The sequence below is a fragment of the Amycolatopsis sp. YIM 10 genome (assembly GCF_009429145.1).
In the GTDB taxonomy this organism is placed as follows: Bacteria; Actinomycetota; Actinomycetes; order Mycobacteriales; family Pseudonocardiaceae; genus Amycolatopsis.
Genome location: NZ_CP045480.1, coordinates 8,863,572 through 8,885,530 on the forward strand (window position 1 = coordinate 8,863,572; position 21,959 = coordinate 8,885,530).

Below are 21,959 nucleotides of genomic sequence, written 5' to 3' on the forward strand. Positions count from 1 at the left end.
GGCTCACCGCCGTCCGGCCAGGCCGAAAGCGTCGTCCGGGGGCACCGGGCCGGTCATCGCGTCCGCGTCGGTGAGCGGTTTCGCCTTGCCGCGCAAGGATTTCAGGTCGTCGTCGGCCAGGCAGCGCGCCGGGAATGCTGCCGACGCCGACCGCCTGGCCACCTCGGCGAACGGCAGTTCCACCGCCGACGCGGCCAGCACCAGGTTCCCGAACCGCCTGCCCCGCAGGATCGCCGGTTCCGCGAGCAGCAGTGCGTGCTCGAACACCGTGGTCACCGTCGCGATGACCCGCTTGGCGAACCGCAACCCCGGCCCGTCGGAGATGTTCACCAGGTAGGTGCCGGACGACCGCAGCACCCGCGCGATGTCCCGCGTGCATTCGAGCGTCGCCAGCCTGCTCGGCATGGACGCGCGCTCGAAGGCGTCCAGCACCACCAGGTCCGCCGAATCGTCACGACGGCTGGCGATGCCTTCACGGCCGTCGGACTCGCGCACCCGCAATCCCGGCACCGAGCGCAGGTCGAGGTGTTCCCGCACGAGTTCGATCAGCGGACCGTCGGCTTCGAACACCAGCTGCCGCGACCCCGGCCGCGTCGCCGCGACGTACCGCGGCAGCGTGCACGCGCCCCCGCCGACGTGCAGCACGTCCAGCGCGAGGCCCGGCAGGCAGTCGACCACGTCACCGATCCGGCGCACGTACTCGAACTCCAGGTGCGACGGCCGGTCAAGATCCACATAGGACTGCGGGATGCCGTCCACGCTGAGCTGCCAGCCGTTGGCGCGGTCGAGATCGCGCAGCAGCTCCGCGGTGCCGAACCGCACCGGGTACTGCCCGGACACCGGAGCGCTCGCCCTGTTCCGCCGTCCCATCGCTCACTCCTCCCGCCGGCCCGACCACTCAACGTTAGCCGCTGTGCAAGCGGCGAGCGGCCTCGTTCTCGTGGGCCAGCCTGCGCAGCGCGCTCAGGATCGCATCCCCGACCACGGTCCCGATCACCATGCGCTCCACCGCGTCGCCGCGATCGGTACCGCGACGGGTGTATTCGATGTCGAACTCGGCGATGCGCTGGGTGGCCTCGGCGTAGGCATCGAGCAGTTCCAGCAGGTCCTCGCCGTGCAGCTCGATCAACGTGCCGAGCGCCGCGATCAGCGACTCCAGCGGCGGGGACCCCGGTTTGATCTGCCAGCCGTGCCGCTCGATCAGCTCGTGCGCGATCCGGCTCGCCGTCTCCTGGCGCTCCCCTTCCACGGCGGGCAGGTGCCCGGCCAGGTTGTGCTGGACCTTGCCGAGCACCTTGAACATCGACTTGTCCGGGTTCGCCATGGTGTCCAGCACCTCGCGCACCGCCGCGACGGACAGCCCGCCGACGTCGAGCAGCGCGCGCACCAGCTTGAGCCGCCGGACGTGCTCATCGCCGTAACGCGCCTGGTTGGGGCTGGTCAACTCGCCGGGCGGCAGCAGGCCCTCGCGGAGGTAGTACTTGATCGTCGGCACCGGCACCCCGGTCCGCCTGCTCAGTTCCGCAACGCGCATCGCCTCTCCCGTTCTTCCCCCGCACAGCCTACGGACACCTTCGCTATCCATTCCCCCTTGCCTTCCACTCGAGTTGAGCGGATAGTGTCAGTATCCGATAGTAGGCAGTGCCACTATCCATACCTAGGAGGAACCATGGACACGCGCTCGATGCGTGAGTGGCACCGGCCACTGATGCTGTTCGCCGCCGCGATGGCCGGGACGGCCGTGTTCGCCGCGGCCGGGCTGGTGCTCGACGACCGGATCCTGCTCGGGGCGCCGATCTGGCTCAAACCGTTCAAGTTCGCCGTGTCGTTCCTCGCCTACGCGGTGACCTGGGCCTGGATGCTGTCCTTCCAGAGCCGCTGGCCGCGACTGGGCTGGTGGACCGGCACGGTGATCGTGGTGGCGGCCACCCTCGAGATGGTGGCGATCGTCGGGCAGGTGGTCCGCGGCACACGCAGCCACTTCAACCAGGCCACCGAGTTCGACTCGATGGTGTTCAGCGTGATGGGTGCGACCATCTCGGTGCTGCTGGTCGCGCACTTCGTGCTCGGCGCGGTGCTGCTGGCCGGCAAGTACGCCGATCGCGCCTCGGCCGCCGCGATCCGGCTCGGCATGCTGGTGTCCGGAATCGGCCTGGCGCTCGGGGTGCTGATGGTGCTGCCGACAGCGGACCAGCTGGCCACCGGCATCACCGACACCGTCGGCGCGCATTCGGTCGGCGTGCCGGACGGCGCGCCGGGCATGCCGGTCACCGGGTGGAGCACCACCGGCGGTGACCTGCGCATCCCGCACTTCGTCGGCATGCACGCGCTGCAGGTGCTGCCGTTCCTGCTGATCGCACTGACCGCGGCGGCGCGCCGGGTGCCGGTGCTGCGCGACGTCGACGTCCGCCGGCGCCTGATCTGGGTGGCCGCCGGCGCGTACACCGGCCTGCTCGCCCTGGTCACCTGGCAGGCCCTGCGCGGTCAGCCACTCACCGAACCCGACGCGCTCACCCTCGGCGCGTTCGCGCTGCTGGTACTCGGCACCGCGTTCGCCACCCGCAAAGCCCTTGTCCCCCAACGAGTTCTGGAGTTGCAGCGATGATGTCCAGCCTGTTCGACCTGACCTTCGTGCTGGCCGCGCCGTTCTGGGCGCTGATGATCCTGGCGCCCGGCTGGTCGTGGACGCGGCGGATCCTGTCGTCGCCGGTGGTGTTCGCCCCGCCCGCGCTGCTCTACCTGGGGATCGCGGTGCCGCGGCTGGCCGAGGTGCTGCCCGCGGTGGCGTCCCCGTCGCTGACCGGGTTGCAGGAACTGATGGCCGAGCCGGGTGCGGCGACGCTGGTCTGGGCGCACATCATCGCCTTCGACCTCTTTGTCGGGCGCTGGATGTACCTGGAGAGCCGGGAGCGGGGCGTGCACCCGCTGGTGATGGCCCCGCTGCTGGTGCTGACCATTCTGCTCGCGCCGATCGGCGCGCTGATCTGGCTGGTCATCCGGTCTGCTGCAGGGCGATCGCGAGCAGGTCTCGAGCCGGCCCTCGCGGCGTCCGGCCCTTCGGCCAGATAGCGCGCAACTGCCTGCCGAGGTCGAGGTCGGGCACCGCCAGCCGGACCAGCGTGCCCGCCGCCAGCTCGGGCGCGACGGCGTGCGCGCTGAGCACGGCGGGCCCGATGCCGCCGACCGCGGCCGCCTTGATCGCCGTGGTCGACGACACCTCCAGCGCGGGCTCCGCGAGCGCATCGACGTGCGCCCGCAGAGCCCGTTCCAGTGCCTGGCGCGTGCCGGAGCCCGGTTCGCGGCTGACCAACGGCGTCGCCGCCAGTTCGGCGGCCCGCGGCCGACGGCGGCGCGCCGCCCACGGATGCGACGGCGCGACCACGAGCACCAGCTCGTCCCGCGCCACTTCCTTGTCCTGCAAGCCTTCCGGGATGTCCGGTCCTTCGACGAAGCCCAGTTCGACAGCCCCCGCGAGCACCTGAGCCGCGACGTCGGCGGAATTGCCGGAGGTCAGCGCGACGACGGTGCCGGGGTCGACGGCCTTGAGCGCGATCAGCCAGCGCGGCAACAGGTATTCGGCGACGGTGAGGCTGGCGGCTATGCGCACGTGGCTGTCGCGATCGGCCCGCAGCGCGGCGATGCCCGTCTCCAGGTCCGACGCCGCGTCGAGCACCGGCTGCGCCCAGCTCGCGACCAACTGCCCCTCGGTGGTGAGCCGCGCACCACGGGCACCACGTTCCAGCAGTGGCACCCCGGCGCGGGACTCCAGTTGCCTCAGCCGCACGCTCGCCGCGGGCTGGGACATGCCGTGCACGCGCGCGGCCCGGCCGATGCTGCCCAGCTCGGCCACGCTGAGCAGCAGGTCGAAGCTGGTCAGGTCGCTCACCCTGGCAGACAGAGGCATAAACGCAGTTTATGCATCCATAGCGGTTTGGGGACTACCGAGTGGAGTCGTTCACCCGGAGGGTGAGGTGGTGACCAGCACCTTGTCCCGTCCCCCGGTTTCCACCTGCGCGCCCGCGTTCGGCCCGAACTGGTTCGCTTCGATCATGGGCACCGGCATCGTGGCCACCGCCGCGGCCGGCCTGCCGCTGCAGTTCCCCGGCCTGCGCACGGCCGCGACCCTGGTCTGGGCCGGGGCCGCGGTGCTGCTGGTGGTGGTCACCGCGGTGGCACTGGCGCGGTTGCGCCGTTCCTACGCCGAGGATCCGGTGATGGCGCAGTTCTGGGGCGCCCCGCCGATGGCACTGTGCACCGTCGGCTCCGGAGCCCTGCTGCTCGGCAAGGACTGGATCGGCATGGACGCCGCGCTCGCCGTCGACTGGACACTGTGGACGGTCGGCACGCTGTTCGGGCTGGGCACGGCGATCTGGGTGCCGGTGAAGATGATGACCACGCAGCAGGTGCGGTCGTCGCACACCTTCGCCGGGTGGCTGATGCCGGTGGTGCCCCCGATGGTCTCGGCCTCCGGCGGCGCGCTGCTGGTGCCGCACCTGCCCGCCGATCATCGGGTCACCATGGTGGTCGCCTGCTACGCGATGTTCGGCGTGAGCCTGTTCGCGACGTTGTGCCTGCTGCCGCAGATCTGGCAGCAGCTGGTGCTGGGCCGGGCGGACAACGTGCCGACGAGCTGGATCGTGCTGGGGCCGCTCGGCCAGTCGATCACCGCCGCGAACCTGCTGGCCGCCCCGGCCGCCGAGGCACTACCCGCCCCGTACGGCCAGGCGGCTGTCGCTTTCGGACTGCTCTACGGCGTGCCAGCACTGGGTTTTGCCCTCGTGTGGTCGGCGATCGCCGCCTCGCTCACCCTGCGCGCAGCTCGCCGCGGCTTGCCGTTCACCTTGTCGTGGTGGAGCTTCACCTTCCCGGTCGGCACCGTCGTCACCGGTGCCAGCGCGTTGTTCTCCCACGTCCACACCGGACTCTTCGCCGCGGTGGCCGTGCTCGGTTACGTCGGCTTGGTGGGCGCATGGCTGGTCGTCGCCCCACGAACCCTGCGCCTCACCCGCCGAAGTCAGGCCACCACGTGACCGGTGGTTTCGTCGACGTGCCCAGGTACCGGGTCGTGCCGATCGCCGACGGAGAGGGTTCCGGTCGGTTCGAACAACAGCACCGAAGCACCGTCCACAGAGGATGGTTTGTGGAAGACACCGCGAGGCACCACAAAACTGGACCCCTTCGGCAGCACGACTTCGCGTTCCTCGCCGTCGCGCAGGCCGATGCGCACTTCGCCGTCCAGCACCAGGAAGAACTCGTCGGTGTGCTCGTGGACGTGCCACACGTGCTCACCGGCGAACTTGGCCACGCGCACGTCGTAGTCGTTGACGAAGGCGACGATGCGCGGGCTCCACGCCTGGTCGAAACCCGCCAGCACGTCGTCGAGGGAGATCGGTTGCTTGCTCATGCGCTCAGCATGCGTGCTGGCGTCGCGCGGGTGTGAGTGCTAGGAATCGCATATGTCGCGTGAATCCTCGCACCGGGTCGTCGCCATCGTCGACGAGGGGTCCAATCCGTTCGAGCTGGGCGTGGCCACCGAGTTGTTCGGGCTGCGGCGCCCTGAGCTGGAGCGGCCGTGGTACGAGTTCGCGTTGTGCGCGGCCGAGCCGTCGATCCGCATGCACTCGGGGTTCTTCACCCTGTCCGGGGTGCGCGGCCTCGACGCCGTGGACGAGGCGGACACGGTGATCGTGCCGAACCGCCCTGATCCGGAGTGTGCGCCCGACCCGCGCGTGCTCGACGCAATCCGGCGCGCGCACCGCCGGGGCGCCCGGCTGATGAGCTTCTGCACCGGCACGTTCACCCTCGCCGCAGCCGGCGTACTCAACGGACGGCGCGCGGTGACGCACTGGCGCTGGGCGTCGCTGTTCACCTCGCGCTTCCCCGAAGTGGAGCTGGCCCCGGACGTGCTTTTTGTGCACGACGGCACCGTGCTCACGGCCGCCGGGAGCGCCGCCGCGCTGGACCTCGGGCTGTACGTGATCCGGCAGGACCACGGGGCCGAGATCGCGAACGCGGTGAGCCGCCGCCTGGTTTTCGCCGCGCATCGCGACGGTGGGCAGCAGCAGTTCATCGAACGCCCGGTGCCGGAAGTGCCCGACGCGTCACTGGCCCCGGTGCTCGCCTGGGCGCAAGAACGCCTCGACCAGCCACTGACCATTGGTGACCTGGCCGCCTTCGCCGCAGTCAGCCCGGCGACGCTGCACCGGTGGTTCCGCGCGGAACTCGGCACCACCCCGCTGGCTTGGCTGACCGGCGAGCGGGTCGCGCTCGCCTGCCGCCTGATCGAACGTGGTGAGCAGCGCCTGGAACTGGTCGCGCGAGCAAGCGGCCTGGGCACGGCTTCGAACCTGCGTGCCCAGATCCGCCGTCGAACCGGCCTGACCCCGACGGCCTACCGCCGCCGGTTCAGCACGCTGTCCGCTTGAGCCAGACGCAACCACCTGCGACCTGACAGCACGAGCCAGCACAACCGTCCGCACCCCGAGAGCACGAGCCAGCGCAACCACCCCGCGCCCCCGGCGGCACGAGTCAGCGCAACCACCCGCGCCCTGGCGGCACGAGTCAGCGCAACCGTCCGCGCCCTGGCCGTGTGAGCCGTTCGCACCCGAGCCCCAACAGCACGAGCCAGCGCAACCATCCGCGCCTCCGGCTGCACGAGTCAGCGCGATCGTTTACGCCTGACCCCGCGAGCCAGCGCGACCATCCACGCCCGACCGTGTGAGCCGAGGCAGCCGTTCGCGACTTGGGCGCGCTGACTGCCTCGACCCTGATCGTCGAGGTCAAGCGCAGCCGTCGGCGGACGGCGCGGTGTTCAGTCCGACGTGCTCGCCGACGCCTTCGTCCGCCGCCGCGGCCAGGACGGCGTCGAGCAGTTGCGGAAAGCGTGATTCGAGGTCGTCCCGCCGGAGCCGCACGTAGCACCGGGTGCCTTCCTCGCGGCTGCAGGTGATGCCCGCCGCGCGAAGCACCTTGAGGTGGTGGCTGAGCGTCGACTTGGCGACCGGCGCGCGCAGCTCGCCGAAGTTGCGCTCCACCCCGTCCGACAGCAGCCGGACCAGGCCGACGCGGAGCGGGTCGCCGAGCGCGGCCATCACCTCGGTGAGCTTCAGCTCGTCGACCTCTGGATGCTCTTGGCGGCGCATGTCGTCAAGAATACTCGTTCGAAGATTGACGAACATCGATCGATCGGTGCTAGCTTATTCGATAGTTGACGAACGTCGAACGAAGGACGAGCATGGAACTTCAGGACCAGCGTGCGCTTGTCACCGGTGCCACCAGCGGAATCGGCCGCGAGACGGCCAAGCTCCTCGCCCGCGAGGGGGCCACCGTGATCGTCACCGGCCGCAACCCCGAAGGCGGCGCGAAGACCGTCGCCGAGATCGAAGCCGCCGGTGGCCGGGCGAGCTTCGTCGCCGCCGACATGTCCGACATCGAAGCGGTGCGACGGCTGGTCACCGAAGTCGGCGAGGTGGACGTGCTGGTCAACAACGCGGCCATCTTCCCGTTCGCGCCGACGATCGAGCAGGACGTGCCGGACTTCGACGCGATGTTCGACGTGAACGTGCGGGCGCCGTACTTTCTGACCGCCGGACTGGTGCCGAAAATGCTGGCCAAGGGCTCGGGCAGCATCGTCAACGTCACCACGATCGCGGCGGCCGTCGGCATGCCCGACTCGTCGGTCTACGGCGCGAGCAAGGCGGCACTCGAGTCGCTGACGCGCACCTGGGCCGCCGAATTCAGCGGCTCGGGTGTCCGCGTGAACAACGTTTCACCGGGCCCGGTGCACACGGAAAAGGTGCTCGCCCAAAACGGCGACCTGGTGGAGAAGCTCGGCAGCATGACCCAACTGGGCCGCACTGCGGCCCCGGTGGAAATCGCCGAGGTAATCCTGTTCCTGGCGTCGCCGAGGTCGAGCTACCTCACCGGCACCACGATCACCGCAGACGGCGGCGCCATCGCCGTGTAGTGGCCACGGACGCGCCTCGCTTCGGAAACTCGCGTTGCCGAAGCAAGTTCCGTCTCCTGTGGCTTGGGGCTTGGGGCTTGGGGCTTGGGGCTTGGGGCTTGGGGCTTGGGGCTTGGAATGTTCCGGACATGGGGGCGAGGCGGGATGCGAGCGCTAGGCCAGCTGAGGATGGGCGCGGGAGCGGTTCGAGGGTCGACTGGGTGGCGTGCGAAGCCCGGCGAGTGGCGCGCAGAAGCCAGACGTGGACAGTTCGCGGATGCCCGGGCGGGAGTGGCGCGCAGAAGCCAGGCGGGGATAGTGCGCGGATGCCCGGGTGGGGATGGCTCGCGGAAACCGAGTGGCGATGGGTTGTGGGGAATCAGACGGGAGCGGCGCCCGGGAACGAGTGCGGTAGCCCGAGGGAACGGGCGGCGACGGTGACCGGGAGCCGAATGGGGATGGCTGGCGGGAGCCGGGCGGTGTCGCCTACGCGGGAATTGCGCGGGCGCCGAGTTAGCGGGAGCCGAGCAGCCTCACCCACGCGGGAATTGCGCGGGCGCCAAGTTAGCGGGAGCCGAGCGGCATCACCCATGCGGGAGTTGCGCGGGCGTCGAGCTGGCGGGGTGGCCCGGGCGGGAGTCGAGGTGGGCGGGAGCGGCCTGGGCGGGCGTCGAGGTGGAGGGCCTCACGGTAGGCAGGTGGGTATGGGGGGTGCGGGAGCTAGGTGAGGAGTGGCGTGCGAGGCACCGGGTGAAGGTGGTTCGCGCGGGAGCCGGGGGTGACGGGGCGGCGGTGGGTCAGCGCTGGCCGTAGGTTCGGAGTTTGTCGACGACGCGCGCGACTTCGTAGGTGGGGAGTACGGCGGGCGCCCCGGCGGAGCGGGCGAGTAGCCACACTTGGCAGCACCATTCCAGTTGCTGCGCCCGGTGATAGGCGGCGGAGAGGCCATCGCCGTAGGTGGTGGTGCCGTGATTGGCCAGGAGGCAGCCCCGGCGTCCGTCGAGGGCGGCGAGCATGGACTCCGCGAGGGCCTCGGTGCCGTAGGTGGCGTAGTCGGCCACCCGCGCGGTCGGGCCGATCGCGGCCAGCATGTAGTGGATCGGCGGCACCTCGGCCACCAGGGTCGACACCGCGGTCGCATGCGAGGAATGGGTGTGCACGACCGCGGTGATCGGCGCCCCGTCCGGGTCTTCCGCCCGCTGGTAGATGCTCAGGTGCATCGGCAGCTCACTGGTCGGCCGCAACTCACCGTCGACCGGTGAGCCGTCGAGGGCGACCACCGGCACATCGGCCGGCCGCAGGTCCTCGTAGGCAACACCGGTCGGCGTGACGGCAACGTGCTCGCCCACCCGGACCGAGATGTTTCCCGAGGTGCCGACCACGAGCCCGTCCGCGGTCATCCGCCGCGCGTACTCGCACACCTGGGCGCGCTCGTCGGCGAGCAGCATCTACAGCCTCCACAAAGCTCGAGCCGACCCCAGTGATTCCAGGTACTCGCCGTACCCCTGCTGGTAGACGTCGGCGTTTTCCGGGCGCACCCGCACGGTGCGCGAGTTCGACGCCCAGAGTTCCACATCGAAGGGCCGCCCGAGCGATTCCGCCGCGGTGAGCACCGCGCCCCGCGCACCCACCCCCGGATCGCTGGGAATGACGATCGGGCGCCCCAGCACGTCGGCGAAGATCTGCGTCCATTCGGCCGATCGCACCCCGCCACCGCAGGCGTACAACGTGCCCGACAGTCCGGCGGACTCGAAGCAATGCCTTGCCGCGTAAGCGATCGACTCGCACAGCGCCCGCACGAGATCGGCACGGGTGCTCTCCAGGCTCAGCCCGGCGAACTGCGCCCGAGCCGAGGAGTCGACAAACGGAGCGCGCTCCCCGGACGCGGACAGGAACGGCAGGGCCCGCACCCGTCCGGCGCCCGGGGCGCTTTCCGCGAGCAGCCCGCCGATCTGCTCGACGCCGATCCCCAGCAATCCGCAGATCCAGTCGATGCCCGCGGTGCCGACCATCGCGGGCATCGCCCGCAGGTAGTCACGTTCGGCGGGGGTGGCCAGGAACATGCCGGCCGGCTCACCCTCGCGGTCCCAGGTGACGTCCCTGGTGAGCACCTGGCAGGCGAGCGTGGTGCCCGCGGTCAGGATGCCGTCGCCCGGTTCGCGCACCCCGGCCCCGATGGCACTGGCCGGCAGGTCGAACGGCCCGGCGGTGACCGGCAGCCCGACCGGCAGGCCGAGCAGTTCCGCGCCTTCGGAGTTCAGCCGGAACACCGACCGGCCCGGCGCCGGCTCGGCCAGCAGGCCACGCCGGTGCCCGATGCCGCAGGCCTCGATGGCGCCTTCGTCGTAGCGCCTGGTCACCGGGTCGAGAAAGGGCAGCGAGGCATCGGAGACATCGACGGTGATCTCGCCGGTCAGCCGCTGCACCACGGCATCCACGCAGTACCCGGCCACCGCGGCCCGGTCCAGCGACTCCGGCTCGTGTTTGTCCAAATAGGACAGCAAGGGTGCGTGGCAGCCGGGAAACACCCCGGAACCGGTGCGGCGGTATATCTCCCTGGCCACCCCTTCGGCCTGCCACTTGGCCACCAGCGAGTTCGCCCGGCCGTCCAGCCAGGACAGCGCGGACCGCACCGGGCGGCCGTCGGCGTCGCGCAGCCACAGCCCGTCGCCCTGGCCGGTCAGCGCCAGCGCTTCGACCGGCTCGTCCAACCGGGCCGCCACCTCGCGGACCACCGTGGCCACGGTCCCGATCACCTGCTCGAGATCCTGCTCCACCCGCCCGCCGGGCAGGTGCCGGACCTCCGACGGGGTACACGCGTCCACAATGGACACCCCAGCGTCGTCGAACACCACCGCCTTGGTCAGCGAGGTGCCGATATCCACTCCGATGATGCGGCCGGCCATGGCGTCAGCCGAGAACTTCGGGATTGGCCACGTGCGCGAGGCTTTCGCCGCGCACGTACCGGCCGACCTCTGCCGCCACGATCTGAGCCGCGCGCTCCGCGGTCTGCCTGCTCGCCCCGGCCAGGTGCGGCGTGGCGATCACGTTCGGCGCGTCCCGCAACGCCCAGTCCGCGGGCGGCGGCTCCACGTCATACACGTCCAGCCCCAGTGCGCCCAGCTTCCCGGAGCGCAGCAGTTCCGGCAGCGGCGCGTAGTCCAGCAGGCCCCCACGCGCGGTGTTGACCAGCACCGCGCCGTGGGGCAGCAGGGCCAGCTTCTCCGCGTTGATCAGGTGGTGCGTCTCCTCGGTGAGCCGGGCGTGCAGGCTGACCACCTGGCTGGCCCGCAGCAGTTCGTCCAGCTCGGCGGGCACCGCGCCGTCGGCCCTGATCGCGGCCGGATCGGCGTAGGGATCGGAAACCAGCACCCTGGCGCCGAAGGCCACCAGCACCTTGGTCACCCGCGAACCGATCGCGCCGTAGCCGACCAGGCCGACCGTGCTGCCGTCCAGCTCGATCCCGGTTTTGTCGTAGGCGTAGTAGTCCCCGCGCCAGTTCCCGGCCAGCAGCTCGGCCGAGGAGGTGGCCAGCCGGCGCATCGCGGCCAGGATCATGCCGACGGCGAACTCCGCGGCGGCACCGGCGTTGCGACCGGGCGCGTAGGTGACCGCGACCCCGGCCTCGGTGGCCGCGGCCAGGTCCACGTTCACCGGGCCGCCCCGGCTCACCGACACCAGCCTCAGCTCCGGCGCGGCGGCGAAGACCGCCTTGGTGAACGGCGCCATCTGGGTGACCGCGACCTCGGCACCGGCCAGCGCCTCGATCACCTGCTCCTCGGTGCCGCTGGCTTCGTTCACCCCGCCCACCGGGCCGAACGGCACCACCGGCCAGGGCAGCGAAAGCTCGCTGAACGCGGGCTCGGTGCCCAGCTCGGCGCGCACCGCGTGCTTGAGCAGCTCGGTGCCGACGAACTCGTCTCCTGCGGCGAGAATGCGCACTTGTGGTTCCTCCTTGAACCGGAATTGTCCGTCAGGACGAATGGGCCTGCTCGTAAGCGGTGATGCGGGCGACCTTGCCGGCACTGGCCGACTCCGGGTCGAAGCGGTAGTCCAGCCATTCGCCGACGATCTTCTTCGCCAGCTCCGGCCCGATCACGCGAGCGCCGAAGGTGATGATCTGGCAGTCGTTCGACTTCACCGAGCGCTCGGCGGAGTAGGAGTCGTGCACCACGGTGGCGCGCACCCCCGGCACCTTGTTCGCGGAAATGGCCACGCCGATCCCGGTACCGCAGACCAGCACCCCGCGATCGGCCTCACCGCGGGCCACCACCTCGGCGGCGGCCAGTCCGAGTTCAGGGTACGGCCGCTCGTCGGCGGCGTCCGGCACACCGAGGTCGGTCACCTCGGCCACCCGCCCGTCGGCACGCAGCAGATCGCGCAGCTGGTTCTTCAGCTCCGCGCCCGCGTTGTCGGCGGCCACCACGATCCTCATACTCCTACCACCTTCCCGGCCGACAGCGCCTCGCCGACGGCCGTCACGAGCAGCGCGAACGAGGTCGCGCCCGGATCCGCGTGCCCCTTGCTGCGCTCGGCGAGCCGGGCCGCCCTGCCCTTGGCGGGCACCAGGTCCGCGGTCGCCCGCGCGGCTTCGGTGGCCCGCTTGGCCGCGGCGACCCAGGCCGGCACCGCGCCGTCACCGGCACGCTCCCGGAGCGTCTCGGCGAACGGCAGGATCGCGTCGAGCATGGTCTTGTCGCCCGGCTCGGCCTTGCCAAGTTCGACGAAGGCGCGTACCGCGTTGTCCACCGCGTCCGCCAGCGCCTCGCCGGTGACCTCGCCCCGCAGACCGGCGCCGGTTTCGGCGAGCAGCACACCGTAGAGCGCGCCGGAGGCGCCACCCGCGGCATCCGCGAAGGCGGTGCCCGCCACGAGCAGGCCACCGGACAGGGTTTCCCCGGCTTCCGGCGAGCGCGCGGCGGCGACCGCGGCCCGCATGCCGCGGGTCATGCCCAGCCCGTGATCCCCGTCCGCGGCGACCGCGTCGAGCCGGCCCAGTTCGTCCTCCGCGGCCTCGATCGCGTCGAGCGCCGCGGTGAGCACCCGATCCACCAGCCGGTCACCGGCAGCTCCGTCCGGCCGTGCCAGCGTGGCGTCCACTGTGGACTCCAGCGGGACGGGCGCCAGTTCGGCACCGGTGCTGCGGTAACCAGGCGTGTCACACGGTGCGGCGTACAGCTCGGCCAGTTCCTCGTCGAGCACCATCAGCGAGAGCGAGACCCCGGCCATGTCCAGCGAGGTGACAAATTCGCCGACCTGGGTGTCCACCACTTCGAGCCCGGCTTCGGCGAGCCGCTCGTGCACCCGGGTGTAGGCGACGAACATCTCCTCGTACTTGGTGCGGCCCAGCCCGTTGAGCAGGGCGACCACCCGCTTGCCCGGCGGCAGCTCCGGCAGCAGCCCGGCCACCAGCTCGTCGGCCAGATCCCGTGCGCTCAGCCTGCCCACCGTGCGCACCCCCGGCTCGCCGTGGATGCCGAGGCCCAGCTCCATCTTCTGCTCGTCCACGGTGAACAGCGGCTCGGCGGCGCCGGGCAGCGTGCAGCCGCCGAAAGCCACGCCGAAGGTGCGGGTGGCGGCGTTCGCCTTCACCGCCGCGGCGTGCACCCCGGCCAGGTCGTCCCCGCGTTCGGCGGCCGCGCCGGCGATCTTGAACACCAGGAAGTCGCCGGCCACCCCGCGCCTGCGGTCCACGTCGTCGGCCGGACCGCTGGCGATGTCGTCGGTGACCAGGACGGTGCGGCTCTCGATGCCCTCCGCGGCCAGCCGCCGCGCGGCCAGCCCGAAGTGCAGCACATCGCCCTGGTAGTTGCCGTATCCGAAGAGCACCCCGGCACCACCGTCGGCCGCCCGTGCCGTGCGGTACACCTGCTCGGCGCTGGGACTGGTGAACACGTCGCCGACCACCGCGCCGTCGGCGAGGCCGGGACCGACCAGCCCGGCGAAGGCCGGGTAGTGCCCGCAGCCGCCGCCGATGACCACGGCCACCTTGCCCCGGCGCGGCACCTGCCTGCCGATCACGCCGTAGGCACCGGGGACCTTGCGCACGGTCCGGCCGTAGGCGGTGACAAAACCGTCCACCCAGTCGCGCTTGAAGGTGCTCGCCGTGCCCAGCGTGGTCATGACCGCTCCCCCACCAGCTCACCGGAGAGATAGGCGAGCAGCTTGCGCCGCACGTCGTGGTTGTCCTCGGCCACCGCGCTGGCCAGCTCCAGCGCGTCCGGCTTCGGCGGATAGGTCGGGTTCGGCAGCGCGATCACGGTCAGCCCGGCCGCGGCGGCCGCGCGGATGCCGTTGCTGGAATCCTCCACGCCGAGGCATTCCGCACCGGACCGGCCGAGCCGGGCGGCCGCCTCGAGATAGACGTCCGGGCTGGGCTTGCCCTTGGGCACCTCGGCGCTGCTGACCGTGGCGGTGAACTCGCCGGTGAGGTCGTGGGTGTCCAGTACCGCGTCGATCACCCGGCGCGCGGCCGACGAGGCCAGCGCCACCGGGACCTTCGCGCTCACCTCGCGGACCATCTCGCCCGCGCCCGGCAGCAGCGGCGCCTCACCGCCCTCGATCGCGGCGATCATGCCGTCCACCACGGCCCGCTCCACCTGGTCGACCGATTCGGCGGTGCCACTGCGCTCGGCCAGGTAGGCGGCCCATTCGGGCGCGCTCATGCCCTGCACCGTCGAGGTGTCCTCGGCAGTCCACTCCACCCCGTGCCGGGCGGCATAGGCCACCCAGTTCTCCTCCCAGAGGTGTTCACTCTCGACCAGGACTCCGTCCAGGTCGAACACGACCGCGGCGAGCGCCATGCGGGATCCCCTTTCACATCGTCGGTGTTAATTTAACATCGAAGTTGAGAGATGTCATCAACGAGTTCGGAGGAGTCATGGGCACCCGCCTGCTGCTGACCCGGCACGGCCAGACCGTCTGGCACGCGGAGAACCGCTACGCCGGCTCCAGCGAGATCGACCTCACCGAGGAGGGACTCGCGCAGGCGGAACGGCTGGCCACGACCGTCGCCGCCCGCCAGGACCCGCCGGTCGCGCTGTACTGCTCACCGCAGAGCCGGGCGCGGCGCACCGCCCAGCCCGCGGCCCGCGCGCTGGGCCTGCGGCCGCGGATCGTCGAAGACCTGCGCGAGACCCACTTCGGCATCGGCGAGGGCCGGACCAGGGCGGAGCTGGCCGAAACCGATCCCGAAGTGGTCGAGCGGTTCCTGGCGAACCCGGTGACCGGCGCCTTCCCCGGTGCGGAACCGCCGGCCGAAGCGGCCGCCAGGGGTGCCGCCGCGCTGCGCGAGATCGCCGCCGCGGAAACCGGCCCGGTGCTGGTCGTCGCGCACAACACGCTGCTGCGCCTGACCCTGTGCGAGTTGCTGGGAATCCCGCTGCACACCTACCGCACGGTGCTGCCGCTGCTGGCCAACGCCTCGCCGTCGGAGGTCGACATCGACGGCACGCGGACCGGCCTGCTGAGCCTCAACTCGATCCCACCGCACGTGATAATCGAACAATGAGCAACGACCACCCGCGTTCGCGCAGCGCGCGGCAGGCGATGATCGCGGAGTACGTGCTGGAACACGGCTCGGCGACGCAGGCGGACCTGGTGGAGCTGACCGGGGTCAGCCACATGACCGTGCACCGCGACGTCGACGAGCTGGCCAGGCGCGGACTGCTGCGCAAGTACCGCGGCGGCGTGTCGGCGCTGCCGTCCTCGGTGTTCGAGAGCAACGCGGAGTACCGGCTCAACGCGAACACCGGGGAGAAGTCCTCGATGGCGGCACACCTGGCCAAGCACCTCGAACCGGGGATGTCCCTGCTGCTGGACGACTCGACCTCCGCCCTCGCCGTGATCGGGCTGCTCGGGGAGGTGACGCCGCTGACCGTGGCGACCAACTACCTGCGCGCCATCGACGAGCTGAAGAAGCTCGACGACGTGCGCCTGATCGGCATCGGCGGGGACTACTCCAGCACGCACGACTCGTTCCTCGGCATGGCCTGCCTGGAGGCGATCGAACGGCTCACCGTGGACATGGCGATCGTGTCCACCTCGGCGATGACCACCGAGCTGACCTACCACCAGGAGCCGGAGATCGTCATGGTCAAGCGCGCGATGCTGGCCGCCGCCCGGAAGAAGGTGCTGCTGATGGACAGCAGCAAGATGCCGAAGACGGCCCTGCACCGGCTGGCCCCGGTCCGCGACTTCGACCTGGTGGTGCTGGGGCCGGCGACGCCGATCGAAGTGTTCACGGAGGTCGGCGGCCACACTTCCGTCGAGCGGGCCGACTGGACCGAGGGCTGAGCGACCCGGCGAAGAAAGTTCCGCCTAACATCTTGCGTGTTAACTTAACAGCCCCCATGATAAGCCGGTAACACATCATGGAGGCGTTCATGACATCGACGGCAACAACGCGGTTGTCCCCGGATGAACCGGGCTCGTTCCACCGGCTGCTGACCAAGTGGGGGCTGCCGGCACCGCTCTTCCTCGGCTACGTCGGCCTGCTGCTGTTCATGATCGGCGACGGGGTCGAAGCCGGGTTCATCGCGCCGTACATGGCCGAGAACGGGGCGGGCACGGAGATCAGGGCGTCCTACGTGATCACCGTGTACGGCGTCGCGGTGATGCTGGCGTCCTGGCTGTCGGGCGCGCTGTCCGAGCTGTGGGGGCCGCGCCGGGTGATGCTCGCCGGCCTGGCCATCTGGCTGGTGTTCGACGCGTTGTTCCTGGCCGTCGCGGTCTCCGGCGAGAACTACCCGCTGATGCTGATCTTCTACGGGCTGCGCGGGTTCGGCTATCCGATGTTCGCCTTCGGCTTCCTGGTGTGGATCACCGCGGTGGCCCCGGTGGCACGGCTCGGCGCGGCGGTCGGCTGGTTCTACTTCGCCTTCACCGGTGGCCTGCCCACGCTCGGCTCGCTGGTGGCCAGCTTCACCAACCCGATCATGGGGCAGACCGGCACGCTGTGGCTGTCGGTGGCGATCCTCGGCCTGGGCGGGCTGATCTGCCTGCTCGGCGTGCGCGAGCGCACCGGCTACCAGCGACTGGCGCCGCCCGAGGTGAAGCCGGTGCAGAGCATGGTGTCCAGCCTGTCCATCGCCTGGCGCAAACCGCGGATCGGCATCGGCATGGTCGTCCGCGTGATCAACACCGCGCCGGAGTTCGGCATGCTGGTGTTCTTCCCGACCATCTTCATCAGCCAGATCGGCTTCGGGGAGAGCCGCTGGCTGCTGCTGGTCTCGGTCATCTACGGCACGAACATCTTCTTCAACCTGATCTTCGGCGTGCTCAGCGACAAGATCGGCTGGCGGACCACGATCTTCTGGTTCGGCGCGATCGGCTGCGCGATCTCCATCCTGCTGCTCTACTTCGTGCCGCTGGCACTCGGCGCGGACTACTACTGGGTGGCGCTGCTGGTGGGCGCGCTCTACGGCGCCACACTGGCCGGGTTCGTGCCGATCTCGGCGCTGCTGCCCTCGCTGTCCCCGGAGAACAAGGGCGGCGCGATGGCACTGCTGAACTTCGGCGCCGGCGCGGCGGCCTTCGTCGGCCCGGCGATCGTGAGCCTGTTCCTCGGCCCGGTGGGCGCGGCCGGCGTGGTGATCATCTTCGCCGCGCTGTACGTGGTGGCCGCGGTGCTGGTGCGCTTCCTGAAACTGCCGGAGGAGACGGAACGCGCGATCGAGCAGGACGCGAGCCTGCAGGACGTGGGAGGGAAGGTCAGCACCGCGTGAGCGCAGTGACGATCGGCCTGGACGTGGCGACGGCGGGGGTGCGAGCCCTCGCGGTCGCCGCGGACGGGCGAGTGCTCGGCTCGGCTTCGGTTCGGCTGCCCGAACCTCGCCGGGACCAGCCGGGGCACAGCGAGCAGGACGCGGCGAGCTGGTGGCCCGCCGCCGAAGAGGTCCTGCGCGCGGTGACCAGCCGGGTGCGCGAGCCCGTCGGCGCGGTGGCCATCGCGGCGACCTCGGGCACGATCGTCGCGGTGGACAAGGCGGGAGCGCCGGCCGGACCGGCGCTGATGTACGACGACCGGCGGGGTGCCGAGCACAACGCCAAGGCCGGCGAGCTGGGTGAAGCGCGGTGGCGGGCGCTGGGACTGGGCATCTCCCCCACCGCGGCGCTCGGCCGGATCGCCTGGCTGCACGAGAATTTCCCGCGGGCACAAGGGATTCAGCACACGCCCGATCTGATCGCCGCCAGGTTGACCGGGACGCCGGTGGCCACGGATTGGTCCCATGCCTTGAAAAGCGGGTTCGATCCACTGGCCGGGCAGTGGCCGCACGAGGTGTTCGACGGGCTGGGCGTGCCGGAGAGCTGGCTGCCCGAGGTGGTGGCGCCGTCGATCGTGTTGGGCGTGGTCAGCGCGGAAGCCGCCGCGGCCACCGGGTTGCCGCGGGATTGTCCCGTGGTGAGCGGGATGACCGACGGCTGTGCCGGGCAACTGGCCGCGGGGGCGGTGCGGCCGGGGCAGTTCGTCGGGATTCTCGGCACCACGTACGTGCTCAAGGGAGTCACCGAGGAACTCGTCGCCGATCCGTCCGGCGCGATGTACAGCCACCGGCACCCCGACGGCTGGTGGTTGCCGGGTGGGGCGTCGAACACCGGCGGTGAATCGGTGTCCGGCACGGCGGGACTGGCCGAGCTGGACGAGGCCGCGGCTCGGCGTGGTCCGTCCACTGTGGTCGCTTATCCGCTGTGCCGCGAAGGCGAGCGCTTCCCGTTCGCCACCCCGGACGCACGAGGGTTCGTGGCCGGTGAGCCGGAGGACGCGGTCGACCTACACCGCGCCCGGCTGGAGGGGGTGGCCTTCGTCGAACGCTTGGCACTGGAGCATCTCGCCGAACTCGGCATCGCGGTGACCGGGCCGCTGTTCGCCGCGGGCGGCGGCAGCCGAAGTCCATTGTGGACTCAGATCAGGGCGACGGTCACCGGGCTGGACATCACCGTCTCCCCGAACGCCGAGACGGGGTACGGAGCGGCACTGCTCGCGGCGGGCGGGCTGCTACCCGGCGGCATCACCGAGGCGTGCGAACGGATTCCGGCGCCGGAAACGGTGGTCACGCCGGATCCGGCGGAGCGTGATGCGCTCGACGCGTCGTACCAGCGGTTCCGGGCGGAACTGCGAGAAAGGGGGTACCTCGACTCCAGTGCTTAGCTTGGCGTTCAACGGCGCACCCGGTAGCGCAGGTGAAGCACCCGGTTGCCCTGAATCACCACGTCAGGATCCTCCAGCAGGTGCTGCGCGTCGACCGACCCGAAGTACCGCTTGCCGGCCCCGAGCACCACGGGTACGACGTCCATGCGCACCTCGTCGACCAGCCCCGCGGTGAGCACCTGGCCACCGACCTCGCCGGCGGCGACCTCGACCAGGCGGTCACCCGCAAGCTCCTGTGCCTTGGCCACGGCCGCCTCGACGCCGTCGACGAAGTAAAACGGTGCCTCGGGGTCCCAGCCCTCGGGCGCCGGCCGGTGCGTCACGACGACCACGTGGTCGATCCCGCCCGGCGGCTTGCCGTCCCAGCCGTCCGTCATGTCGAAGACGTGGCGGCCGACGATCGTCGCCCCGATCTGGTCCCAGTACGGCCGGGTGTAGTCGTAGGACGTCTGCGACACCTTCACCTCGCCGCTTTCGTCCAACGGGACGTCACCGCTGGAAAGCCAGTCGAACAGCGGCCCGGGCTGGTCGTTCTCGTCCGCGACGAAGCCGTCCACCGACACCGAGCTGTACATGACCACCTTGCCCACGGGCTCTCCTCTGCTTGGGGTGTCCCCAAATTAGCCGGTCGTGAGCTGCCGCTCTTGTAAGAAATCAATCGGCAGGCAGCGGCCAGCCATCCAGCGTGTGGCCGGGATGTTCGCGCAGGAACCGCCGCCGGACTTCGAGGTACCGGGTCGGCGTGAGCCCGGTGAACTCCCGGAACTCGTGGCCGAAGTGGGCCTGGTCGAAGTAGCCCGCGCCACCGGCGAGGTCGCCCCAGTCGACCGGTCCGGCGGGGTTGATCGCGAACACGGTGGAGGTGAAGCGGTAGGTGCGGGCCAGCCGCTTCGGCGTGACGCCGATGAGTTCCTTGAACCGCTGCGCCAGATGAGTACTGCTGACACCGGCTGCCACGCTCAGGTCGCCGATCGCCACCGCTCCGCGGTTCGCCGCGATGACGCTGTTCGTATGGCGGACCAGCCCCAGGCCGGCGGTCTCGCGCAGTCGTCGCATCAGCTCATCCTCGAGCAGCGTCAGCATCTCGCGCGGTCCGTCCGCCGTGGCCAGGCGGTCCCGCAGCTCGGCAATGGCGGGCCTGCCCCAAACCTGCTCTACCGTCACCGGCCGGTCACACAGCTCGACCACGGGCATCGGCAGGAACGGCGCCAGTCCCCACGGCTTGAAGTGCACGCCGACGGACCGGGTCCGGAGCGGGTAGCCGAACTCCCACGCGCGGGTGGGCACGGTGACCACGCAGCCGTCGGCGTACTCGGCCGTCTCGATGTCGGTGCCGGCGCGGACGCGGAACGGCGCCCCGAGGTTGACGACAAGCAACGCCGACGGCGCCGGCGGCAGCGTCAGCCAGGCATACGGCGACGCCCCCTCCAGGTAGTAGAGGTCGTCGATCAGCCCGTCCAGCGGCGGTCGCGGCACTCTGGACACGTACTCCACCCGCACAGCATCGCCGACGCGCGCCGCTGATGCCGCTCAACCCGGGTCAGGCCGTAGACGGTGATCGCTTGACCTATCGATAGTCGATGCTATCGTCTTTCGATAGTATCGATAAACGATGGGTCGGGGGACTCGATGGCCAAGCTGCTCAACACCACGGACAAACGCATCGTGGCGGCGGCCGTGACCTTCTTTGTGGTCGCGTTCCTGCTGGTCAACTACGGCGACCTGCGACAGGCGGTGGGACGCGCCTGCGTGGAGGCCGGCGAAGGCGCACCGGTCGGCTTCTGGCTCGGCGGAGGCGCGCTGGTGCCCGGTGACGGCGCCTCGGTGTCGCTCGCCACGGCCAGGGTGTGCCCGGTCAACGGGCCGAACGGCACCGAACGGGTGCTGTCGCTGGCCACCACGGTGCCCGGACTGCTGTTCAGCTTCATCGCGTTGTTGCTGCTCTGCTGGTTCCTGTGGGGCGCGGCACGGCCGGGCCTCCATTCGCCGGTCACCCCGGGGCGGCTGCGCGTCTTCGGCTGGTTCGTCCTGGTGGCGGGTCCGGTGTCCGAGGCGGTGCAGTACTACTTCACCTATGAACTGGCGGAACGGTTGCTGCGCAAGGTGAGCGCGGGCATCGACGAGGACTTCAATGCGCGGTACTCGGCCTGGCTGCAGGAACTGCAGATGCACTTCCCGTGGTGGTGCGTGTTCGCCGGCGTCGCTTCGCTGATCGTGGCGAAACTGCTGCGCATCGAGGTCCGCATGGGCGAAGAGCTGGAGGGCACGATCTGATGCCGCCCGAGGAACCACACGGCATCGAGATCCATCTCGACGCGTTGCTCGCTGAGCGCGGCATGACGGTGACCGAGCTGGCCGAGCGGGTCGGCCTCACGCCGGTGAACATCTCGGTGCTGAAGAACGGGCGTGCCAAGGCGATCCGGTTCTCCACGCTGTCGAAACTGTGCCAGGTGCTCGACTGCCAGCCGGGGGATCTGATGTCGGTCAAGCGGAACTGACCGGTTCGATGCGGATGCCTTCGCGGCGGGCGCGGCCTTCGCCCCAGTCGTAGAGCGCCTGCAGCGCGGGCGCGAGCCCGGCGCCCTCGTCGCTCAGGCGGTAGCCGACGCGGCCGTTCTCCGGTTCGCGTTCGACCAGCCCGTCGCGTTCGAGTTGACGCAGCCGCTGGGTGAGCATCTTCTCGGTGATGTCCGGCATCAGGCGTCGCAGTTCGCCGTAGAACCGCTTTCCCTGCTTCAGATGGGCGAGCAGCACCACGGTCCACTTGCCGCCGATCAGCTCGACGGTGACTTCGACCGGACAGTGGTAGCGCGTGCGCCGAACGTTCACGCACCACAAAGTACGTACTTGCCGGGGTCCGGCCAA

Annotated in this window: 25 protein-coding genes; 11 read left to right on the forward strand and 14 right to left on the reverse strand. The window is 70.6% G+C overall.

The features are described 5' to 3' along the window. Window positions 1-3 precede the first annotated feature (3 nt). A complete protein-coding gene (locus YIM_RS40950; RefSeq protein ID WP_153035472.1) occupies window positions 4-870 on the reverse strand; it encodes a spermidine synthase in 867 nt (288 codons plus the stop codon). A gap of 34 nt (window positions 871-904) precedes the next feature. Then, window positions 905-1,534: a MerR family transcriptional regulator gene (locus YIM_RS40955; protein ID WP_153035473.1), complete on the reverse strand. Its 630-nt coding sequence runs from the start codon at window positions 1,532-1,534 to the stop codon at window positions 905-907. 135 nt (window positions 1,535-1,669) lie between these two features. Between YIM_RS40955 and YIM_RS40960 the strand changes: the two genes are divergently transcribed. Both YIM_RS40960 and YIM_RS40965 read left to right on the forward strand, forming a co-directional pair. Further along, on the forward strand, window positions 1,670-2,605 hold the full coding sequence (locus tag YIM_RS40960) for a hypothetical protein (protein ID WP_228004337.1): 936 nt from the start codon (window positions 1,670-1,672) through the stop codon (window positions 2,603-2,605). Beyond that, window positions 2,602-3,069, forward strand: coding sequence for an ABA4-like family protein (locus YIM_RS40965; protein ID WP_153035474.1), 468 nt, complete (start codon window positions 2,602-2,604; stop codon window positions 3,067-3,069). The genes YIM_RS40960 and YIM_RS40965 overlap by 4 nt, the downstream gene beginning before the upstream one ends. Here YIM_RS40965 and YIM_RS40970 read toward each other — a convergent pair. Next, the gene (locus YIM_RS40970) at window positions 2,993-3,904 is read right to left on the reverse strand and encodes a LysR family transcriptional regulator (RefSeq protein WP_153035475.1); all 912 of its coding nucleotides are present in this window, start codon (window positions 3,902-3,904) and stop codon (window positions 2,993-2,995) included. The genes YIM_RS40965 and YIM_RS40970 overlap by 77 nt on opposite strands. Window positions 3,905-3,974: 70 nt before the next feature. On the opposite strand from YIM_RS40970, the gene YIM_RS40975 reads away from it, so the two are divergent. After that, window positions 3,975-5,030 carry a TDT family transporter gene (locus YIM_RS40975; RefSeq protein ID WP_228004338.1) on the forward strand — a complete coding sequence of 352 codons (1,056 nt, stop codon included), beginning with the start codon at window positions 3,975-3,977 and terminating at the stop codon, window positions 5,028-5,030. Here the strand turns inward: YIM_RS40975 and YIM_RS40980 are convergent. Then, window positions 5,015-5,404, reverse strand: a complete 390-nt coding sequence (locus YIM_RS40980; RefSeq protein ID WP_153035477.1) for a cupin domain-containing protein — start codon at window positions 5,402-5,404, stop codon at window positions 5,015-5,017. The genes YIM_RS40975 and YIM_RS40980 overlap by 16 nt on opposite strands. 52 nt (window positions 5,405-5,456) lie before the next feature. On the opposite strand from YIM_RS40980, the gene YIM_RS40985 reads away from it, so the two are divergent. Further along, on the forward strand, window positions 5,457-6,425 hold the full coding sequence (locus YIM_RS40985) for a helix-turn-helix domain-containing protein (protein WP_153035478.1): 969 nt from the start codon (window positions 5,457-5,459) through the stop codon (window positions 6,423-6,425). Window positions 6,426-6,779: 354 nt separating this feature from the next. Here YIM_RS40985 and YIM_RS40990 read toward each other — a convergent pair whose 3' ends face one another. Then, entirely contained in the window at window positions 6,780-7,142 is a 363-nt protein-coding gene (locus YIM_RS40990) for a helix-turn-helix transcriptional regulator (protein WP_153035479.1), read from the reverse strand. A gap of 92 nt (window positions 7,143-7,234) precedes the next feature. Between YIM_RS40990 and YIM_RS40995 the strand changes: the two genes are divergently transcribed. Beyond that, the gene (locus tag YIM_RS40995; protein ID WP_153035480.1) at window positions 7,235-7,966 is read left to right on the forward strand and encodes an SDR family NAD(P)-dependent oxidoreductase; all 732 of its coding nucleotides are present in this window, start codon (window positions 7,235-7,237) and stop codon (window positions 7,964-7,966) included. A gap of 776 nt (window positions 7,967-8,742) precedes the next feature. On the opposite strand, the gene YIM_RS41000 is transcribed toward YIM_RS40995, so the two are convergent. Genes YIM_RS41000 through YIM_RS41025 form a run of 6 tightly spaced genes read right to left on the reverse strand, consistent with a single transcriptional unit; the run spans window position 8,743 to window position 14,748 of the window. Continuing rightward, window positions 8,743-9,393 (reverse strand): class II aldolase/adducin family protein, encoded by a 651-nt coding sequence (locus YIM_RS41000; protein ID WP_153035481.1) that lies wholly within the window; start codon window positions 9,391-9,393, stop codon window positions 8,743-8,745. Beyond that, a complete protein-coding gene (locus YIM_RS41005; RefSeq protein ID WP_153035482.1) occupies window positions 9,394-10,851 on the reverse strand; it encodes an FGGY-family carbohydrate kinase in 1,458 nt (485 codons plus the stop codon). A gap of 4 nt (window positions 10,852-10,855) precedes the next feature. Beyond that, window positions 10,856-11,887 (reverse strand): 2-hydroxyacid dehydrogenase, encoded by a 1,032-nt coding sequence (locus YIM_RS41010; protein ID WP_153035483.1) that lies wholly within the window; start codon window positions 11,885-11,887, stop codon window positions 10,856-10,858. Between the two features lie 31 nt (window positions 11,888-11,918). Further along, window positions 11,919-12,380, reverse strand: a complete 462-nt coding sequence (locus YIM_RS41015; RefSeq protein WP_153035484.1) for a ribose-5-phosphate isomerase — start codon at window positions 12,378-12,380, stop codon at window positions 11,919-11,921. Then, the gene (locus YIM_RS41020) at window positions 12,377-14,068 is read right to left on the reverse strand and encodes a dihydroxyacetone kinase family protein (protein WP_153035485.1); all 1,692 of its coding nucleotides are present in this window, start codon (window positions 14,066-14,068) and stop codon (window positions 12,377-12,379) included. The genes YIM_RS41015 and YIM_RS41020 overlap by 4 nt, the downstream gene beginning before the upstream one ends. Further along, on the reverse strand, window positions 14,065-14,748 hold the full coding sequence (locus YIM_RS41025; RefSeq protein WP_153035486.1) for an HAD family phosphatase: 684 nt from the start codon (window positions 14,746-14,748) through the stop codon (window positions 14,065-14,067). The genes YIM_RS41020 and YIM_RS41025 overlap by 4 nt, the downstream gene beginning before the upstream one ends. Window positions 14,749-14,825: 77 nt before the next feature. Between YIM_RS41025 and YIM_RS41030 the strand changes: the two genes are divergently transcribed. The 4 genes from YIM_RS41030 (at window position 14,826) to YIM_RS41045 (ending at window position 19,094) form a co-directional block, all read left to right on the forward strand. Further along, complete coding sequence (locus YIM_RS41030; protein ID WP_153035487.1) at window positions 14,826-15,455, forward strand: histidine phosphatase family protein; 630 nt, start codon at window positions 14,826-14,828, stop codon at window positions 15,453-15,455. Beyond that, entirely contained in the window at window positions 15,452-16,240 is a 789-nt protein-coding gene (locus YIM_RS41035) for a DeoR/GlpR family DNA-binding transcription regulator (protein ID WP_153035488.1), read from the forward strand. Before YIM_RS41030 ends, YIM_RS41035 begins: the two co-directional genes overlap by 4 nt. An 89-nt stretch (window positions 16,241-16,329) precedes the next feature. Continuing rightward, window positions 16,330-17,670, forward strand: a complete 1,341-nt coding sequence (locus YIM_RS41040) for an MFS transporter (RefSeq protein ID WP_153035489.1) — start codon at window positions 16,330-16,332, stop codon at window positions 17,668-17,670. Then, window positions 17,667-19,094, forward strand: coding sequence for an FGGY-family carbohydrate kinase (locus YIM_RS41045; RefSeq protein WP_370468917.1), 1,428 nt, complete (start codon window positions 17,667-17,669; stop codon window positions 19,092-19,094). The genes YIM_RS41040 and YIM_RS41045 overlap by 4 nt, the downstream gene beginning before the upstream one ends. Before the next feature lie 8 nt (window positions 19,095-19,102). On the opposite strand, the gene YIM_RS41050 is transcribed toward YIM_RS41045, so the two are convergent. Both YIM_RS41050 and YIM_RS41055 read right to left on the reverse strand, forming a co-directional pair. Further along, window positions 19,103-19,684: a dihydrofolate reductase family protein gene (locus YIM_RS41050; protein WP_153035490.1), complete on the reverse strand. Its 582-nt coding sequence runs from the start codon at window positions 19,682-19,684 to the stop codon at window positions 19,103-19,105. A gap of 64 nt (window positions 19,685-19,748) precedes the next feature. After that, on the reverse strand, window positions 19,749-20,570 hold the full coding sequence (locus YIM_RS41055; protein ID WP_153037572.1) for a helix-turn-helix domain-containing protein: 822 nt from the start codon (window positions 20,568-20,570) through the stop codon (window positions 19,749-19,751). A gap of 153 nt (window positions 20,571-20,723) precedes the next feature. Between YIM_RS41055 and YIM_RS41060 the strand changes: the two genes are divergently transcribed. Together YIM_RS41060 and YIM_RS41065 are read left to right on the forward strand one after the other, a co-directional pair. Further along, window positions 20,724-21,368, forward strand: coding sequence for a hypothetical protein (locus YIM_RS41060; RefSeq protein WP_153035491.1), 645 nt, complete (start codon window positions 20,724-20,726; stop codon window positions 21,366-21,368). Continuing rightward, a complete protein-coding gene (locus YIM_RS41065; RefSeq protein ID WP_153035492.1) occupies window positions 21,368-21,592 on the forward strand; it encodes a helix-turn-helix transcriptional regulator in 225 nt (74 codons plus the stop codon). Before YIM_RS41060 ends, YIM_RS41065 begins: the two co-directional genes overlap by 1 nt. Here the strand turns inward: YIM_RS41065 and YIM_RS41070 are convergent. Further along, window positions 21,579-21,923: a helix-turn-helix domain-containing protein gene (locus YIM_RS41070; protein ID WP_153035493.1), complete on the reverse strand. Its 345-nt coding sequence runs from the start codon at window positions 21,921-21,923 to the stop codon at window positions 21,579-21,581. The genes YIM_RS41065 and YIM_RS41070 overlap by 14 nt on opposite strands. Window positions 21,924-21,959: the final 36 nt, after the last annotated feature.